The organism is Vibrio sp. LQ2, from assembly GCF_023920125.1.
In the GTDB taxonomy this organism is placed as follows: domain Bacteria; phylum Pseudomonadota; class Gammaproteobacteria; order Enterobacterales; family Vibrionaceae; genus Vibrio; species Vibrio fluvialis.
Genome location: NZ_CP085308.1, coordinates 2,661,561 through 2,679,901, shown reverse-complemented (window position 1 = coordinate 2,679,901; position 18,341 = coordinate 2,661,561). Strand labels below are relative to the sequence as shown.

Sequence of the window (18,341 nt, the reverse complement as noted above, 5' to 3'; positions counted from 1 at the left end):
TAAGATGAAGCTGATGTCTGCTTTTCTGACTGCCGTATGTACATTGAGTGCAAGCCCATTAAGTTGGGCTTGCTCTTACGACGGGCAGTTTAGTAACCCGTTTGCGGAGAGTTATCCTGGCGCGCTGGATGTCGCAATGGCGACGCAAGATGCCTTAAATACTCAAACTATTTCGGTTCCGACAAAGCTTGAAGGTGAAAAAGGATTACGTCGGGCAACGTGGTGGTTGCACTTATTGGTCAGCCAGAACTCTGATGCTCTTATGGATTCCTATATCTATCTGGTGGATAGCCAGTTGTGGGCGCACTATGATGCAAACAGTAAGTTGACTGTTCACTCCTTGCCGCCAGAGGCGAATCAAAAAGTGATGCAACTGACTGAGATCGCTTTGCATAATATTGTGTCAAAGAAACTGAGTTTGAAACATGCAGAAAAGCTGGGGCTGGTGCTGACAAGTTAGTGGGGCTTTGGATGAGAATTGTCAGTGTGTGGACTTATGTTTCGTAGCTGCGTCAATCCTGTCGTTAAGATTGTCTTTACGCTGACCCTATTACTTTTTTATTTGAAGTACACCGGGCATCCTTTGCCCGTTCTGGCACCAATATTCGTCGTGATACTTATGACGACGATACCGTCAAAACCTCCAATGAATTTGGTGTTGCAATTGGTATTGGTGCTGCTGCTCATTAACTTTGTGATGGTGTTTTTCGTGCAAATGTTCGCGGGTCGCCCACGGGGTTTGCGTTGGTGTGTTGGGGCATCTTCACTTGGAGTTATCACCGCAGCCACAACAATCCACAAGACATCATCTCGAACTTGGCATTAATCGTGCTCATTATCGCGACGGTGGTGAGCAAGCAGATGAATTTCCCGATTGCTGGCTTGCCACTGATCATCTTTCAAGCCTTTGCGTTGGCACTTGTTGTCACCTTGGTCGTTCACATATTGCTGCCGGGGGATCAGCAGGACATCAAGCGGGATGAGCCCGCAAAAGGGATCGAAAGTCATCTCAGTGTGGCGATGTTTAAGGCGACCGCAATGTGTTTGGTTTTGGCTGCGCTGATTGGTATTGGCAGTTCGCAGACGATGCTGATCGCGATTACGGTTAGCAGCATGCTGAAATTGCCGCTTATCGATCACCATAAGGATTATGTCTACCAAAGACTGATCACCACTGCGACCGGGATTTTGTTTACCATCCCGACCATGTTGCTGTGCGGCTTTGGCGCGCCTGAGTGGGTGGCTATGGGCGTGTCGTTGTTCTTGGGCATTCAGCTTGCCTGCTATGCCATCCGCCGCGATGCCCGTTCCGCTATTTATCAGTTGCTTATGACCAACTTTGTCGTCCTGACTTATCAAGTTATCAAAAATGCGGGTATCGATTCGTTCTCGTCCGGAATCATGCGCTTGGTGTCCATCAGCATCGCCATTTTTATCGGTGCGCTCATTTTAAGGCTCATTAGTCCAAGCAAGCAGGGGATGGAATCACAGAGCGAATCGAGCTAATGAGCCCAATGAATAGTCGATATTAGTTGTAGCATTATGGCCTATAAATTCATCTTGATTTGAAGAAAAACAGAGCGATTGATCTAATCCTGCTGTCGAAGTGCAGTTCAAACTCATGTTAAATCTACTCAGACTCTTTAATTAACCTTGGGTATTTATCATCGAGGAAAATGTTCTGGAGCAAAGGTGCACTATTTTATTTATGAGCGTTACACAAAGGCCGCTGATGTTTCAGCGGCTTCTCAAATCTGTTGGAAACCTGTTAAATACGGAAATTAACTACGCCTTATTCTCCGGACTTCTATTCGCACCAATCCAGTCTTTTATCTCTACGGCATAGGTAGCGTGCGCCTTCACATACATTTGTTTTGAAAGCATTAAAATGGATTGTTCAGCCAAGACTTTCTGCATCTGGTTTTGAGCTTTTCTCATGACCGCGTGAATTCCGCACATCCCTTCGCATGCCCATTGAGGAACATCATCCGTGAAGATGTTCATCCGTTGGCGAATTTCTTTACAGTCGAAAATAGACTTTTCACCATCAATCGCAATCGCGATATCAAGCACACTGATCTCCGCTGGCGACTTGGCGAGCTTATAACCGCCTTTGCGACCTTCAGAACTCTCGACTAACCCCGCTTTTGAGAACTTAGTAAAGATTTTGCCCAAATAATCATACGGTACGCCTTGTAAGTTCGCCGCTTCGCGAACGGACATTTCCCTTGGTTCGCCGTCTTCATCAACCATATTCACCAAACAGTGAATCCCATACTCAACGCCTGAGCTGTAAAAAGCCATGAGTTAACCTCTGATTCTAATGACTTGGCAGTGTAAATCACTCTCTTGCGACAAGCATAAAGAAATCGAGCAAAAAAATAAACTGCGACTAATATTGTCGCAGTTTATTTTTTCTTGTATGCTGCGCCGAAATGATGAGTCAGAAGTGAACGAGGAATCTCACATGAGTAAAGAAATAGTGATTATTGGTGCCGGTTTTGCGGGCATGTGGGCAGCGCTCAGTGCTGCGCGTTTGGCAAAGTTGAAGCAAGCGGAAGATGTCAGTGTGACGGTCATCGCACCTGTTGCAGAGCTGCGTGTTCGCCCGCGCTTTTATGAATCAAAAGTACAGACACTGGTTTCTCCGTTGATGCCGGTGTTTGAGACGATGGGCGTGAAATTCGTTGTTGGGCAGGTCACCAACATTGAATCGGACAAGTGGTTTATGTTGATGAAAATCAGCGCTCGATTACCAAGCACTACGACAGGCTTGTGTTAGCGGCTGGGTCAAATCTACGCCGAGATATGGTGAAAGGCATTGCAGAATATGCGTTTGACCTTGACCAAATCGACAGCGCGGCAGTTTTGGAACAGCACATCAATGGCCTGATAAACCAGCCGTGTTCTCAGGCTCGCAATACCGTTGTGGTTTGTGGCGGGGGATTCACCGGGATTGAAATCGCGACAGAACTGCCTGCCAGACTGAAAGCGCTGCTGGGGGAGAGTGAGCCAGTTCGAGTCATCATCGTGGAACGCAATGGCCAGATTGGTACCAATTACAGTCAAGAGTTACAAGATGTCATCAAGCAAGCGACAGACGATCTGGAGATTGAATGGATGCTGAATGCACAGATTGAAGAAATCAGCGCACACGGCTTACGACTCTGTTCTGGCGAAGAGATTCAATCCAAGACCGTCATCTGGACCGCTGGCGTCAAAGCGAATGATTTAACGAACGTGTTCGAGAAACAGCAAGGCCCGCAGGGCAGGCTGCATGTTGAGTCATCGTTGAAAGTGATCGATCAGCCGAACATCTTCGCAACTGGTGATGTGGCTTATGCTGCAACGGATGACAAAGGCAATCATGCATTGATGAGCTGTCAACATGCGATATTAATGGGTAAATTCGCCGGGCATAATGTTGCCGCGAGCTTACTCGATTGTGATTACTTGCCTTACAAACAAGAAAACTATGTGACTTGTTTGGACCTCGGTTCATGGGGCGCGGTGTTTACTGAAGGCTGGGAACAGAAAGTCAAATCCGTCAAAGAAGACGCAAAAAAAATCAAAATCGCCATCACCAATGAACTCATTTATCCGCCAAAAGCAGAACTGGACTTGATCATGGTACAGGCCGATCCGCTTGCCCCTTGGGTATAAGTCACGTTATTACACGGTAAATCACACAGACAAAACGCCGTGTACGCGTTTTGTCTGGTTTATATTCGATAAACTGAGATAGATGGGGAAGGCTAAAGCAGCGCTTTGAGTCTGAATATAAGCGCGGTGCATTCCTCTTCTGTTTTGATGTTGGTGAAGCCGAGGATCAAGCCGGGATGAATTGGCGTCGAAGACCACTGCGACAGAGCCTGAGAATAGAGCCCATCACGCAACAGTGTTTTGGCTATCTCGACGTCATCGCAGCTGGAATCGTTGAATCTCAATATCATGTGCATGCCGCCGGGTTGAGGCTCAATGAAAACTTTATCCCCCAGATATTGAGCAAATAATCTGGCCGTGAACTCTCTACGCTTACGATACAACTTGCGCATCCGTTGGATATGACGACCGAAGTGCCCTTCTTGCATGAAGTTGGCAATGCAGAGTTGGGTCAAACCAGCGACATTGCCAGCATACAAATCGGAGAGTTGTTCAAAGCGGTCCACCAAGTTTTGCGGAACTACAATATAGGCCGTTCTGAGGTTAGGGAATAACACTTTACTGAATGTCCCCGAGTAAATGACCCGGTCTTGGCTATCTAAACTCTTTAATGCGGGCAGCGGCAGGCCGGTGTGGCGGTATTCGCCGTCGTAGTCGTCTTCGATGATCCAGCTGTCTTGGGTGATTGCCCAATCCAATAACATCTGGCGTCGTTGCAGTGACAGCGAGACGCACGTTGGGCTTTGGTGTGCTGGCGTGATAACGAGAGCTTTGATGCCACGATCTTGAGGAATGGTGACGCCGCTGTCATCGATGGGCACAAACGCGGGCGTCAGGCGCTCATTTTCCAATATCAACTTGGTGAGCGGATAACCCGGGTTTTCAACCCCTACTTTGTCATCGACAGAAAGCAAGGCCTTCGTGATCCACTTTAATGAGTTCACATAGCCGGCTTTGTTGCGTAATTCGGTCAGAGAACCAAACTGCCTGCAATTGGTTGATTCTTATACAATACACTGAGTTTCAGGCATACCAAGCCCTGTAAGTTTGTTCAGCGCTTTAATCATGGCGTAAGTTTCACCAACCTGAGCATTGTAGTTTCTCAGACTTAATCGCCCACCTAACAACTGCTTCACTCGATACATTGCTGTCTCTGATAGTGAGCGTTGATGATAGCCGTACCGCTTTTTCCACTTATTGTTGGAGCCGTAGAGCTTCTGGCAACCTACCGCTAAATTCCTGGGGTGACCATTCTCCCAGAAGGCTGCCCCTTCTCTTGGAGGGATGAGTGGAACAGCTCGCTTGAACCGTATGGCATCGTAGCAATCCCTTGTGTCATAAGCGCCATCGCCAGATATCTCGATAATTCTTCGGCGTGTTTGCTTGAGCAAGTTAGGAAGGACTTCTGCATCGGTAACGTTAGATAAACTCAGTTCAGCCGCGACGATTTCGTGAGTGCTGGTGTCTACCGCTAAATGCAATTTTCTCCAGACTCTACGCTTCCCGTCAGTACCATGCTTCTTGACCTTCCATTCACCTTCGCCATAAACCTTGAGACCTGTTGCATCAATGGCTAGATGCTGTATTGCACCTCTAGTCTTTGGTTTAAATGAAACCTCGACTTGCTTAGCTCTTCGACTGATACAACTGTAATGTGGGCAGACTATAGGGACGTTAGCCAATGAAAAAACAGAATCGATAAACCCTTGCAATGCTCTCAACGGCATTGAGAAAACTCGTTTCACCATAAGCGCAGTAGTAATGACTAAGTCGCTGAACTGACGAGGTCTACCTCGTTTATCTTGTTTGCTCTGCTTCCACTGGCGAATGGCTTCTTCATCAATCCAGAAAGTGAGTGAACCACGGTTGATTAAGGCTTTGTTGTACTGTTTCCAGTTCGTTGTTTTGTAGCGAGGTTTCGGCATGAGACTAGGATAATTAACTTACTTAGCCGATCAGATCGCAACCTTCTGATTTAGTTCCCTCGAATTACGCAACAAAGCCGTCTGAACATGTTATTTTAATTCTGATATTTTTAATCACCTAAATATATTTAAAGATTATATGAAGAGATTTGTTTTTCAAATGCACTTGTAACTCGTTTATAAATGTACTGTCCGTCAAAGTCGAGTTTGTTTGTCATTTCAATGCCGTCAAAGTAATCTGGGCGATAAATACCGAGTTTTCCGTCCCACATTGCCTTTAAATATATAAGCCAATCAGGTTCAGATACAGGTACTATAACTCTTGCTTTAGAGTTAAGGTATGTAGATATTTTATTTTCTGGGATCCATCTTCTCAAATAGTCAGAAAATATAATATCTTCACCATCTAATTTTTCTTTGGCAAGTGAACTAATATTTCCATTAAAAAAACTTGCGCTTTTTAGGTATAAATTAGAGGCATTACAACACGCTGAACCATCTGAGTGTAATAGTAAATCATTATCGGCAAAACCAAATGTTAAACCATTGGATTTCGATTTTTTATACATTTCAATTAGGTGTTCTTTTCTATATGAAATAGGAAGTTGATACTCTCTACCCATTCTCGATGCACCTAAGCTCCGATATAAAGCAATTGGATTTTCATTTAGTAATTTTTTTAGTTCTTTACTGAATTTTACATTTGCATCAATTGGTACCTTTAAGTATTCAGCTGAAATATGTGATACACCTGAACTTATTGCATTGTTAATTATCTCGGTTGAATTTGACTCATACCCGGGAATGATGGGTTGTAATCTAAAAGAAATAGGAATGCTTTTTCTGGATAATAGTTCAGCTGATTTGTATATATTTTCAATAGGAGGGCAGTTGTGGTCAATTTTATGTCTATTTTTATTGTCGATAACCGTTGTTGAGAAACGAATATAGCAATTAGAATCTTGTAATATGTCGACATAACAATCTTTGCTTATTAGGTCGCTTTTTGTACTAATTATAACTGGGTAATCGTATTCTTGAAGTATTTTTAGAAACTCTAATGTAACTTCGTGCTTGCGTTCAACAGCAGTAAATGGATCAGACATACCTCCTAGCTGAAAAGGTATTCGCCTCTGGACGAATTCGTCTAAAGCTGACTTTACTTCCCCATTTTTAACTCGCTCTAAACGTTTTTTTAATGTCTCAGGATTGCTAACTTGCAGAGTGCTTTTTCTACCATAACCTTGTCTTGTTGCTGCAAAGCAATAACCACAACCGAATTGACATTTGTTATAAGAATCTAAACGCAATGGTGTTGCACAAAATCCAATTTGACTGGTTATGCCAGCATAATATTTATATGGTTTATTTTTTAACATAATATTATATTTACAGCCTATTTATTAGGGATTAGTACTAGTTACTTAGCCATTCGTAAAAATATTCCCCACCATGAAAAATATGCTGACAGAATACGTACGCAAAAAGTAAACCGCTAAAACTAAGTAAAATTAAAATGAAAAATCGGCTTAAATGTCTACTTGATGAAAATCTACCATATATTTCGTAGAATACACCAACTTGTTCCATTAAATTATCTTCATTTGATTCGTGTCGAGGTAAGGATAATTTAAAGTATTTATTTTTATGGCTAAATGTTAAGCTTGTGCATGTTTTTTCTACAGACACCTTTGCATTATTTTCATTATTTATCCCATTAAATTCATCTTCTGAAATCGATATCATGATTTCTTTTTTTTCATGAAGCCTATCTATAAACTTGTCCATTTGTTCGTTTTTTATAGATTTAACCAGTTTCTCTGCTTCCCATACGAGCCATCTATAATCATGGAAATATTCTTTGTAGTAGCTAAAGTTGTGATATTTTCTGACAAAATTAGGACATCTAATATAATATACAAACAGAGATAGTACAAAGAATAGTGAAGACAACCATAACAGCTGCCAGCTAAAAGGTAATGCTAGGTTTAATTCGTGTTGTTTTCCAACTGAATCAATAAAAGTTATAGGATTTTTTATTTTACTAAATAGCCCACCTAAAATCGGAACTATAGCAAACCAAAGAACTAAATACCTTAATATGATTAAGTTAAAAAATATTCTATATTGTTCCCAGCGAAGGTTTTTATCTAAAAAATCACAGGCTTTCTTAATAATCTTCTTACACATATCAACTCTTCTTTAAAGTCATATTAATGATGTATTCTAATGCATTTGAGTGAATAGTATAATTAAAAATGCTTCAAAGATGTGCCAGAGGTAAAAGAAACGCTGGATTACAGAATATCGAAGCTCTCCACCGCACTATAAAGCGATGTAAGGTTGATCCGCTTGCCATATCGGTCGAATGTGAGGTTTGTCTTTGTGTGACCAACTAGATCAGCTACAAGATTCTCAGCTATGCCGATTTGTTGTAGTTCATCAATAAAAGTATGGCGCAAGCTATGGAGTGTTGGTCTATGAGACGGCATAAACCCCAAATCATCAAGTACTTTGCCAAAGCGGTTTATAAATCTTGCCGACCAGTCTTTGTTGACTCCGGTTGCTCTGAAGTTAAAGAGTTTCTGCTGTTTGTTCTCGTATCGTGTTTGAGCATAATGAAGAAACCCACGCTTGATTAGCTCAGGGTGTAACGGGACTAGACGTTTTGCTGATGCGGATTTTAGTCGCTTATCTTGACCGATGTCGTTGATGTCGATACACCAAATATCATCGATTAGCTTTATATCTGCTGTGTCGAGTTGGCAAATTTCGGATACACGAGCTCCTGTATAGAGTAATAAATGCGGCAACCAGTAGTCCTCTAGTTCCCTTTGCGTGCGTACAATATTTTTACTAGCGGGTGGCATTAGGCTAGGGTGCTTAAACAACTTGTACAACTCGGGTTTAGACCATCTTTGTCTTTGTTCCGATGCTTTGTAAGCTCTTCTTTTGACAGTCACATCTTCAAATATGTTTTTATCGAGTTCGCCTCGGAGCCGTAACCACTTATAAAACTGGCGCACAGCTGCTAGGTATTCAATGACTGACTTTTCTGCTTTGCCTGACCTCAATAACTCATCTCTGAAATCCATCGCATCTTTTGTCGTTGCTTCAAGTGCATTCGTCTTAGTGAATTTAACAAAGGCGCTTATACGGGATTCCAGTTGTTGAATCGTGCGAGGCAAAATATTTTCCACTTTCTTCGAGCGTATGAAGTCATCTAACAGCCGTTTGTCAATCTGATGCTTTGAAACGGATGACTTTACTTGTAATACAGGCAATACAGGTTCTACAGGTATAGGTGGCGAATGTACAACAGAGCAAAAATCACTCTGACGGATCACTTTTAGCTCCGACCTTAATTTTTCTATCGTAAGTGGAATATTACCTTTGGTATTACAAGTCGACATATAGCTTCGAATATGGCTCATTATAACCAACAGTCGATCTATAGCTTCTGAACGTTTTTTGGTGCTTAGGGAGAACCTCAGCTCGGCAGGAAAACCTAATTCGACTAGGTCTTTTGAAAAGCAGTAACGAGCGTAGTAAGTTGTATTGCGGTCTTTGAGTAAGAACATGATCGTATTACTTGTACGTATCATGCCAAAAAATTACTATAACGAAAAAGCCCGAGCTCTTGTCTATCAAGGGCTCGGGCTTCATAAAAGTGGCGGAGAGATAGGGATTTGAACCCTATCTCTTTGAAAACCTAAATTTATCAAGCTCTTGAGTTTGTTAGCTTTCTTCGATTATCAATCAAATGCCGCGTTGACAGTTGTGAATCACATTTAGTATACAAAAACAGCTTAACTTAGCAAGTGAATCAAGCAGATAACTTGATAAAATTTTATAGGAATTTGCCTACTAAGAGTACCAGGGGAAACCGTATCCACTATATAAAACAATGCTAATTTTAACCCCTATAGAGGATAAGTATGATATTATCCTCTATAGGGGTTAAAACGTTCTGGAGAGTACAATGTTGATTACGGGTCCCAAGCAGTTAGGCATATACCTGAGAGATATCCGTCGAAATCAAAAGCGCAATCAAACCAAAGTCGGCGATATTGTTGGCTTAAAGCAAACAACCATATCCAAATTGGAACGAGATCCTGCTTCTTCAAGTATTGAGAGCTTAATGCGTCTTTTGTCATCTCTCGACCTTGAGTTACATATTGAAGATAAGGCTGCAAGCAGAGAGAAAGCCAAGCTTCGTGATGCTGACGATTGGTAAATCGTCTTAAACAAAACCAATATCGAACAATACCTCTGAATTCTCCAATCAAGAGTATACTCTGTTAAACCGCCACTGATGTCACCTGAGAAGTAATATTGTTACGAAGTACCAGTCAGAGCCTTGTAATAGTAACATCTACATAAGAGTGAGATGAATGAGATCGTCGGTGATTACTAGGTTGACCTCAGCGGAAAGTTTTAGTGAATCATGATCCATACTCAATGTCATAAACTAACTTGAAAATCTCGATATGTGTCCAGACGAATCACTTGGTGATCACAGATGGCTTGCAGCTTCTGAAACTCACAATTGGACAGAAACGTTTCTGGGCATTAGAGAGGTGGTATGGGTTACCGACAGTCTTCTGGCTCTTGTTTGATATAAAGAACAAAATTAGAACGGCGGGAAAAGACCATGCTTCAACATCTGGTGTGTGGCACGAAGTGCTCTCAGGAGTTTGCTCATGAGGGGCTTGCAGGCCCAAAACGATCCCTTGTTTCCAAACAACCGTCTCTGTTTTCAAAAACCGAATGTCGCAAGCTTTACTTGTTAACTTGCTGAATCAGCAAAAGCTTCATCAGTGTAGTCACAAGAGTAACTTGCGAAGAAGTAATATGGCATGGTCTCCGCCACGGGAATAATCTATCAAACTAATACTGAGATTTCAATTCGTTACGCTCGATTAGTTGCTTAATATTTAAGTTAGTCCAATTAACGAACCAATAAATCCCTTGGGTTGCATCTATGTAGTCTGATAACTCTTGTTCGGTGGGATTAGGATGATTTTTTATCCCATCATATAATATGGACATAACCTGTTTTCTATGTTCCAGAGATATGTATGGGCATGTGGACAAATCTAGTATTAGATGAACAAGCTCTGAATCATTTTCGAGTGAATCGAGAGTAGAGAATCTCCCCATTGTCTCTGATATGATCTTACTTTTTACATCAGAGTACTCTTCATGATTCTTGAAGTAATATAGTAATGAAACAATCTCAAAATAGTTAAGCCCAATGTTATTCTCGATAAGTTCCACAAAATATTGCTGTGGTAGCCTGAAATATGATCCAAACTCACTTGTAGACAAGATAACATTAAGACGCTCGATAGAGATATACCCTTTTCTCTTGCCATTTTTATTTTGGTCGAAAGTGAAATTTCTTATAGTTTTAGTTACTAGGTCTTTTATTTTTGGTGTGTAAACAAGTAAACATTCATTTTCTTCCATGAACTCAATTAAACAAATTAAACTCTTGGCTATTTTATTTGACGAGCTAATAGTTGGATGAACCTTATAATAGAAAAACATAAGTTCTACCATGATTTCTATATTTCTAACAAATATTCCATCCTTTCCATTATTACTGATATAACCACTGTAGTTTTCTATCGAAAGGTCAATTCTCTTAGCAAAAAATGAAACCAAGTAAGATGATATCTCTGAATATCCGTTCTTGTTACTTGATAAAGCAACGAGCCTAACGTCATTCATGAACTTATTCATGAAATTGTGCTTTTTAAATATCTGTGAAGGAAAATACTTTCTTTCTGAGAGTTTATCTTTTTGAAAAATTGTTCTTTCGAAGTATTCTAAGCAATTAGATAAAGATATTATAATCTTAGACTTTTCGGTACAGAATGGCCTTTCAAGCTTTAATACTTTATCTGAGTTTATGAATAAGTTGTAATCGGAAAGACTATCACTGATTACACTGGATACAACATCACAAATTTCACTAGTCATACCAAAAACAATATAATCATCAACATATCTTAATATTTGGTAGTCAACTTTATTTATATATGAGTGGGTGTTTTTTAGTGTATTTTCAATATTAACGTCAATCGTTTGAAAGATCACTTCTGCAAATATTCGGCTGAACTCAGATCCGATAGGAATTCCATTTGTTTCATTAGAATTGCTTCTCTGTATCGTTGTATCTAGTTTTTGTGAAATTTGGTTATTCCAGGTTACATAATGGTCTTTGATATAATTTTTTTCTTTTGCAGCCCAGGAAATAGTGTGTGTATATATACTATCGAAGCAATTCGCCACATCCAAGAAAAACATAAATGGGAATTTTGATTCCAAATCCTTGTATAAAGGAGAAGAATATAATTTATGGATGCGATTAAATCCCTTGTAAGAGAAATAAGATGAAGCATGTTTTTTATATAGTTCTTTATCTATTGTCTCTATATCAATCTTTTTATATTCGTTGTTTTTTATTTCGGATTTTTCTATTTTCAAATAAAACGAGTTGCAAACTCTCATTGGACATCGTATAGAAAATACACTCTTATCAAATAAAGAAAGCAAATAGTCTGCGTGATCTCTATAGATGTTGATGTAATTTATCTGAGATCTTGGGTGAATTAGTGACAGGGTTCTTAAACTAACGTCATTCTTTATTATTTTGTACTTGAACGGTTTAGTTTGTTGTAGTTGTTTTTTTGCCTTTTGCTCATCGCTAAGTAATTTGTCTAATTCAGGACTAATTAACCTTATGTAAATATCACTAACAACCTTAGTTCTAAGATCATTACTTCCTTTTCTTACAATATGTCCGTTCTTATACAGTCCATCATTACTAAAAACAATTGGAACATCAGCAGGGAACGTGTCTGTTAATAATGCTCTGGAATGATCTTTTTTGTCTAATTTTATATTGTTCATTTAAAATCTCCAGGCATTTTTTATTTCTCCAAGTTTGTTTGGAGAAAATCTCTTGTAATTACTATTTTTATATCCATTGACGAAAGAGTAGCTTAATAACTGGCGCTTTTGTTGATTAGTTAAACTATTAGTAAATCCTGACCAACGGTTTGATGAGAATCCTAATACTCTTTTTTTTAAGAAAGTATCAAGTTCTTGTAGACTTAGAGCGTTATCCGTTATGTTAACATTATTATAGTAAACACCCGTTGCTATAATTCTACCGCTCTTTTTTTCTTTCATTATACGATTTGATGTAAGAAATATAATTCTATTTTTAAGAAGTTCAAAATCTCCATCTTTAGAGTAGCAATATAAAGCTCTTGATATACGCGTTTTAATTCGTTTTACTCTAGAGTTAGATAAAGACACATCAACTTCTCTAAACCTAGCCGATTTGGTTTTTCCAGGTATCTGCGTATCTCTTACAGTGTAGTTATAACCAAGATAATCGAAACTAGCTACAGTGATAGCTGAGCTTTGACGTTTATCTACATGAATTACTTTTTGCTTGTTGTAGTTTAAACTTAATTCCTTTGGTAAAAGGCCTTTAATATATTTAATGAAATTCTTACTGCTCTCGAATCCAGTTGTAATAATTATAATATCATCAACATACCTACAGTAATAAAAAACGTCTTCAGATTTAACAAGAGTTTTATCGAAATCCTTTAATATTAACTCTGCTAAAGGAGGACTAAACTCTAAGCCTCTTGGTAGTCCACATTGATTTATAAAGTTTGAATTCTTTAGAATTGACATTATTAAGAGTTTAGTCTGACTGCTGACTAAATTTGATTCTAGAGATTTTTCTATTGTTACATGACTGACGCTTTCAAAGAATGACTTTATATCAAGCCGATATATTCTATAGCTAGTACCTTCTTTCAAATGCTGTACTAGTTGTCGAGATATCTGATTTCGGCTTTTGGATTTTGGTAGAACAGCCCTAACATTATTTGCTAAGTGACGAGATAGTAATACATTTTCGAAGCCAGTTACCGTATAACAATCTTTGCCGTTTCTCTTTATTTTTTTTATTGAAAATGACGCCTGACTAGCTTGAGACTTTTCAAAAGCTGAATGAATTATTTCACTTTTTTTAATGGGACTTATTAAGTGGCTATGTTTATAAATATCACAATCGTATATACACTTACCAAGACTTTTCGGAGTGATCGCTTGTGAAGTCATTAATATATCCTGCTCTAATCCTTGTAGTAAGCAGGGTATCTTATCACAAGGCCACTGCTTATATGCAACTTTTTGTACCCTAGGTGTCCTAGTTATTGATTCATCGATAGATAATGTAATTCAGTCTAACTCATTGCATAGCATGTGCGTATTTCTACCGACGCGTTTTAAGTCTCGAATTGCCGCCGTTTCCGTAGCGATTCTCAATGGCCTGTCATACAGAATTGTATTGTTCAGGATGTCGATGTCATCACGTTCGGTGTGAGTAAATTCAATCACACCATATGGCGTTTTAAAAGTTCCTTTTCTTCCCGTTGTCATCACTGTTAAGCGATCAATGGGGATCTGAGAAATGGCACCGTACTCCGAAAGAGCGGATTCAAGTGAGATGTAGTTATATTCACCACGTCTAAGGCTTTTCGCAATATATTCAATCGTGTAACCACCTTTGTGGCGGCTTAACGCGAAAATATACACTCCTCTACATGCTCGCTCTAGCACTCCGAACTTGATTAGACGCGGCAAGCTTTGCTTAAAAGCTTCAGCGGTGTCATCAAAAAACACTCGGCGTAGATTACCTTTGGTATAGACATAAATTCCCTGCCAATCGAACTTGTACAATCTTTGTAAGGCGGTCTTAATGTCCATGCTAGCGATCCAATTAAATCAACATTAAAGATAACAATAGCATACCTTAATGTTCACTTAATGGCTCATTGAGAGAATCACTTTTCTCTCCCCTTTGTGAAAGCTGCTGCTCAAGCTTTTGGTTTCTGGTGTTCAGATCGGTTATCGTCTCTTGAGACTGACGTAAACTGTTTTCCAATAATTTATTGTTAACTGAAAGCGCTTGATGCTCAGCTTGTACCTTTCGAATAAGTTTGTCTGATTCCGCAAGTGCTGTTTGTGTTGACTTGAGATCAGCCAGTGTTTCGTTCAGTTTCTGGGCTGTATGTTCATAACGTTCTACTTGTTCTGACAGTTTCGACTCATATTTTTTTGCTTCATTACGTGAATATTCAAGCTGTACCGTTTGCGCAGCAAAACCTTTCTCAATTTTTGCTAAGCTAACCTTTAGCTCATTGATAGTCTCATGATGACTGTATAGCTTTTCCGTTGTATGTTTTAGAGAGTTTGTAAGCTGGTTGTTCGTCTTGATTAGATCAGATTGCTGATGCCTAGACTCCATAAGCAATTCGTCTATGTGTTCAATTTTTTCTTCGAGTGATTCATTCAGTTCGATTTGCTTTAATAGTCGAACTTCCATTTCAGCACACTTGTTTTCTGCCATAGCTTGAGCTTTGATTGCTAAGTCAGTTTTTGTATCGAATTCGTGAATACGAGCATTCATCAAGTTTTCATAATGTTGATGAACTTGGCAATTTAAGGATGTGGTAATGCGCTGAATTATCTTGCAAATTTCTTGCTCAGACTGGGCTAGTAGATTTTGAACCTCAATGGGTAATTCATAAGAAGCGATTACAGGATTTTTTGTAGCAGCAGTATTTTGCTCTTTACGCGTCGTATCAATTTCACCAGAGTCGATTAGTCGTTCCAAATCTCTCTTGATAGTTGATAATTTTCCGCGCCCCAACTGTTCTTTGATACGCCATGTGGATACTTCATCTCCTTGACTTAAAATTTCTTGCACTATTTGAATAAGATCTTGATCTGTATAAGATTTAGGCCTAGCCATTATCATCACCATTATTATTGTTATTATCAAGGTTTGTTAAGTAACTAACTAACTAACTAACTAACTTACTAACTTACTAACTTACTTATCGATTTTCTGCGTTTCATTATCAGCCATTTTGTTTGGTTCCAAATCGACGGATTTCAACAGTATTTTGGCTCTTGTTTGCATGTGTGGCGGGAGCATGAGCATTTCCTTCATTGTCGTATCTAAAAAGGATTCCACCATCTTTTTCTGGCCTGACTGCTGTGCTTTTAACCCGAGGAATACCTGCTGACAGAATCGGCTAAGAGGTTCAATAATTCCATCCTTCAACGAGTCTAAAACTTGTTCAAGTTTGCGTTTCTCAGTTCGAAGTTCAGTTATTGTTTGATGTTGAATCGTTAGCTCGTGGTCATTTTGCTCTTTTTGATCTTCCTGCATTATCAATTCACCGTGCACGATGCTTTGCTGCATGACGGTTTCGTCTAATAACTGTTTTTGTATTTGTGTCTGCTGCTCAAGCTCAGCCAGTTTGGCTTGTTGAGCTTCAATTAAGCGGTTCTGAAAGTTATACGTTCTCTCTTCTTTTGGGAGTTTCGACTCTCTGTTCATTTGCTTCCTCTGCTGAGAGCGGCGCTCACTTTCAGGAGCCAATTCTGCCTGAAGGCCTTTACAGTGAAATAAATGCTTGTTAGCAAAGTCGAAGACTAGTCGTTGAAAGTACTCACCAAATAGCTGGTTTTGAAGTCGGGTTAGCTTACCTTTTTTATTAAAAGCTAATTCTATTTTTGTCTCGGGATGTTGCAGTTGGATATATTTATTTACGACAGAAACCTGAGCTTTAAGTAAATCAAATTCATCTGTTATTGAGTTTCGTCCTGACAAAAAATAGTGCGAGTGTGCTCCAGTATCTTCATCTACCGATCTTTCATCGTCGTGTGCGACAACAAAAAGAATCGGATATTCTGGAAAATGATGTTTCAAGAAAAACTCAGTAAAGTGAATGTACTCTTCAGTGGTTATTAATTTATTGCTCACATTCCATTGAGCTGGAATTTTAAATATACCCTCCTGTACATAAAGACTATTAGCATGTGGAAATGAAACCAGCTGATTATGTGCGTCAAGATATTTTTCTAGCATCTTGATACGCTGTGCTTTATATGTCATCTGAAGAAGCTCAAATCGCGAAATTTTGCTGTATGAGCAAAGACCTTTTGTGTTGAGAATGCCATTCAAAAACTCAGCAACGTCATCATTCCCAGCTTTTAGCAAGGACGCTATCGCTTTCTTTATTTTATGCTTGTAGATGGTGCGTTGACTTTGTAACTTCTTATGCATATGAAGTTTAGGAGTGGGGGCTACTTGATATAGTAAGTGCCACTTTTCTTCATGCCTCCACTGGTCTAAACTGGTGATTTTCCCGTTTACATATATTTTGTTGCAAGGCAATAACTCAGGTAACCATTGTATTGAAGTTTTTGTTTCAAATGGTTCGAAATTTCCATCTTCAGTTATGCGATGAGTGATACGAAGCGAATGCTTTAATGATGCCTCACAAGCTCTTCGATCATCTTGTCTTGATGTATAGTTTACTCTGCTATGATAAAGATGAATTGTCTTCATACCCGACCTCCGCAAGGTCGAGTAAACAACTGTAATAGAAAGCCAACTGGTTGTTGTATTTGTATTGCACTTTTGCAATACGTGTTATTAAGAGTGCTCATCGCGCACTCTCCATAACGCTTTCTTGTTGCTGAGATGCTTGAAATTTTTGCGATGCATCCAATGCAAGCTTAGTTGCAGAAGGCAGTTTTATATCACTATCTGATATGAGTAACCCAAAAGAGTCTTGTAAATGCCGAGCAGCTTGTAATGAACAATCAGAGGAGTCTTCACGGATCCACTTTCCGTAGTGACGATCAATCATTTTAGTATCACTATGTCCCATCTGTTGGGCTAACCACTCTTTGTTGATGCCAGCTGTTAGGCATTGAGATGCAAATGTGTGACGTAGTTGACCGACTCCGCGATGTCTCACACCAGCAGCAATGAGATAGTTTTTGAAAAAACGCTCCGTGAACTCTTTAGCATCTGTGAACGGTTGATTCGTTTTAGTATTCACGAAGATGAAGTTAAGAGATTCTTGTTTTAATGTTTTATTATCGCGTTGCAAAACATTCACGGTTTTACTTCGACGTTTTCCCGTCAGTTTTAGCTGGGATTTCAAAATAGAAATAGCAAGCGGGTTTAGATCGACATCGCGCACCGAATCTGTTGTTTTCGGGCATTTATAAACATCAAGTACACAAGCACGACGAACATAAAGCTTTTTGCTTTTCCAATCGACATCGTCCCAGCACAAGGCGATAAGTTCGCTAATACGAAGACCTGTTAGGATATCTAATGCTGTTGCATTTTTTACCTGCGGGCACACATCGTTACAATTCGATAGGCGAGCGATTTCTGTCTTAGTAAACGGATCGGGTTCTGTTTTTTCTACAAGTAGGTTCTTTATGTTTTCCATGGGATTATGATCAATGAGCTGATCTGCTAAACCTGTCGAAAAAACAAAGCGTAAAATAGTTAAGTGTTCATTGATGGTTTTATTTTTTAAGTGTGAATGCCAACCTGCAATAGTCATTCGAAGAGCACTATGCTTGATTGAACGTAAGTCATCTTCACCAAAAATTTTACGTAATCTGTTGATCCGAGGTTGCTCTCCAGTTTTTGTGGATTTAACTTTACGATACTCACCATCTTTAATAAAAATATCTAAATAGTGACTGAAGCTTTGAGTGTTGCTCATTGTTTTTGTTTTCATTGTCATTTCTCTTTTTCGATTGATTCGAAATGGAAATTACGACCAAGGCAAAATCTTGTCAAGATCGTAACCTGTTGAAAAATAACAATAAATTATT

Annotated in this window: 18 protein-coding genes; 6 read left to right on the top strand and 12 right to left on the bottom strand. The window is 39.4% G+C overall.

The window, feature by feature from the left end:
• Positions 1-4: 4 nt before the first annotated feature.
• Genes LGV68_RS12645 through LGV68_RS12635 form a run of 3 tightly spaced genes read left to right on the top strand, consistent with a single transcriptional unit; the run spans position 5 to position 1,506 of the window.
• The gene (locus LGV68_RS12645) at positions 5-460 is read left to right on the top strand and encodes a hypothetical protein (protein WP_020328342.1); all 456 of its coding nucleotides are present in this window, start codon (positions 5-7) and stop codon (positions 458-460) included.
• 36 nt (positions 461-496) lie between these two features.
• Positions 497-826 (top strand): DUF2955 domain-containing protein, encoded by a 330-nt coding sequence (locus LGV68_RS12640; RefSeq protein WP_252535341.1) that lies wholly within the window; start codon positions 497-499, stop codon positions 824-826.
• A 2-nt stretch (positions 827-828) separates the two neighbouring features.
• A complete protein-coding gene (locus LGV68_RS12635) occupies positions 829-1,506 on the top strand; it encodes a multidrug DMT transporter permease (RefSeq protein ID WP_252535339.1) in 678 nt (225 codons plus the stop codon).
• 279 nt (positions 1,507-1,785) lie between these two features.
• Here the strand turns inward: LGV68_RS12635 and LGV68_RS12630 are convergent, their stop codons facing one another.
• Positions 1,786-2,304 (bottom strand): Rrf2 family transcriptional regulator, encoded by a 519-nt coding sequence (locus tag LGV68_RS12630; protein WP_024374384.1) that lies wholly within the window; start codon positions 2,302-2,304, stop codon positions 1,786-1,788.
• Positions 2,305-2,467: 163 nt separating this feature from the next.
• Between LGV68_RS12630 and LGV68_RS12625 the strand changes: the two genes are divergently transcribed.
• Both LGV68_RS12625 and LGV68_RS12620 read left to right on the top strand, forming a co-directional pair.
• A complete protein-coding gene (locus tag LGV68_RS12625) occupies positions 2,468-2,782 on the top strand; it encodes a hypothetical protein (RefSeq protein WP_252535337.1) in 315 nt (104 codons plus the stop codon).
• Between the two features lie 26 nt (positions 2,783-2,808).
• Positions 2,809-3,663: an FAD-dependent oxidoreductase gene (locus LGV68_RS12620; RefSeq protein ID WP_252535335.1), complete on the top strand. Its 855-nt coding sequence runs from the start codon at positions 2,809-2,811 to the stop codon at positions 3,661-3,663.
• Positions 3,664-3,755: 92 nt separating this feature from the next.
• On the opposite strand, the gene LGV68_RS12615 is transcribed toward LGV68_RS12620, so the two are convergent.
• From LGV68_RS12615 to LGV68_RS12595, 5 genes are all read right to left on the bottom strand, one after another.
• Positions 3,756-4,607, bottom strand: a complete 852-nt coding sequence (locus LGV68_RS12615) for a PLP-dependent aminotransferase family protein (protein WP_252535333.1) — start codon at positions 4,605-4,607, stop codon at positions 3,756-3,758.
• A gap of 60 nt (positions 4,608-4,667) precedes the next feature.
• On the bottom strand, positions 4,668-5,588 hold the full coding sequence (locus LGV68_RS12610) for an IS5-like element ISVpa3 family transposase (protein WP_252535332.1): 921 nt from the start codon (positions 5,586-5,588) through the stop codon (positions 4,668-4,670).
• A gap of 128 nt (positions 5,589-5,716) precedes the next feature.
• Positions 5,717-6,967: a radical SAM protein gene (locus tag LGV68_RS12605; RefSeq protein WP_252535331.1), complete on the bottom strand. Its 1,251-nt coding sequence runs from the start codon at positions 6,965-6,967 to the stop codon at positions 5,717-5,719.
• Between the two features lie 37 nt (positions 6,968-7,004).
• Entirely contained in the window at positions 7,005-7,778 is a 774-nt protein-coding gene (locus tag LGV68_RS12600; RefSeq protein ID WP_252535330.1) for a hypothetical protein, read from the bottom strand.
• A gap of 107 nt (positions 7,779-7,885) precedes the next feature.
• Positions 7,886-9,169 carry a tyrosine-type recombinase/integrase gene (locus LGV68_RS12595; protein ID WP_252535329.1) on the bottom strand — a complete coding sequence of 428 codons (1,284 nt, stop codon included), beginning with the start codon at positions 9,167-9,169 and terminating at the stop codon, positions 7,886-7,888.
• 401 nt (positions 9,170-9,570) lie between these two features.
• Between LGV68_RS12595 and LGV68_RS12590 the strand changes: the two genes are divergently transcribed.
• Positions 9,571-9,825, top strand: a complete 255-nt coding sequence (locus tag LGV68_RS12590) for a helix-turn-helix domain-containing protein (RefSeq protein ID WP_140357595.1) — start codon at positions 9,571-9,573, stop codon at positions 9,823-9,825.
• Between the two features lie 653 nt (positions 9,826-10,478).
• On the opposite strand, the gene drt3b is transcribed toward LGV68_RS12590, so the two are convergent.
• The 6 genes from drt3b to LGV68_RS12560 all read right to left on the bottom strand — a co-directional run bounded on the left by drt3b (position 10,479) and on the right by LGV68_RS12560 (position 18,244).
• Entirely contained in the window at positions 10,479-12,509 is a 2,031-nt protein-coding gene (gene drt3b / locus LGV68_RS12585) for an antiviral reverse transcriptase Drt3b (RefSeq protein ID WP_140357596.1), read from the bottom strand.
• Positions 12,510-13,742 carry an antiviral reverse transcriptase Drt3a gene (gene drt3a / locus LGV68_RS12580; protein ID WP_140357597.1) on the bottom strand — a complete coding sequence of 411 codons (1,233 nt, stop codon included), beginning with the start codon at positions 13,740-13,742 and terminating at the stop codon, positions 12,510-12,512.
• 120 nt (positions 13,743-13,862) lie between these two features.
• Positions 13,863-14,390, bottom strand: a complete 528-nt coding sequence (locus tag LGV68_RS12575) for a hypothetical protein (RefSeq protein ID WP_140357598.1) — start codon at positions 14,388-14,390, stop codon at positions 13,863-13,865.
• Between the two features lie 46 nt (positions 14,391-14,436).
• Positions 14,437-15,438, bottom strand: coding sequence for a hypothetical protein (locus LGV68_RS12570; protein WP_252535326.1), 1,002 nt, complete (start codon positions 15,436-15,438; stop codon positions 14,437-14,439).
• An 81-nt stretch (positions 15,439-15,519) separates the two neighbouring features.
• Positions 15,520-17,046, bottom strand: coding sequence for a hypothetical protein (locus tag LGV68_RS12565; protein WP_140357600.1), 1,527 nt, complete (start codon positions 17,044-17,046; stop codon positions 15,520-15,522).
• 97 nt (positions 17,047-17,143) lie between these two features.
• Positions 17,144-18,244 (bottom strand): site-specific integrase, encoded by a 1,101-nt coding sequence (locus LGV68_RS12560; protein WP_140357601.1) that lies wholly within the window; start codon positions 18,242-18,244, stop codon positions 17,144-17,146.
• Positions 18,245-18,341 lie beyond the last annotated feature (97 nt).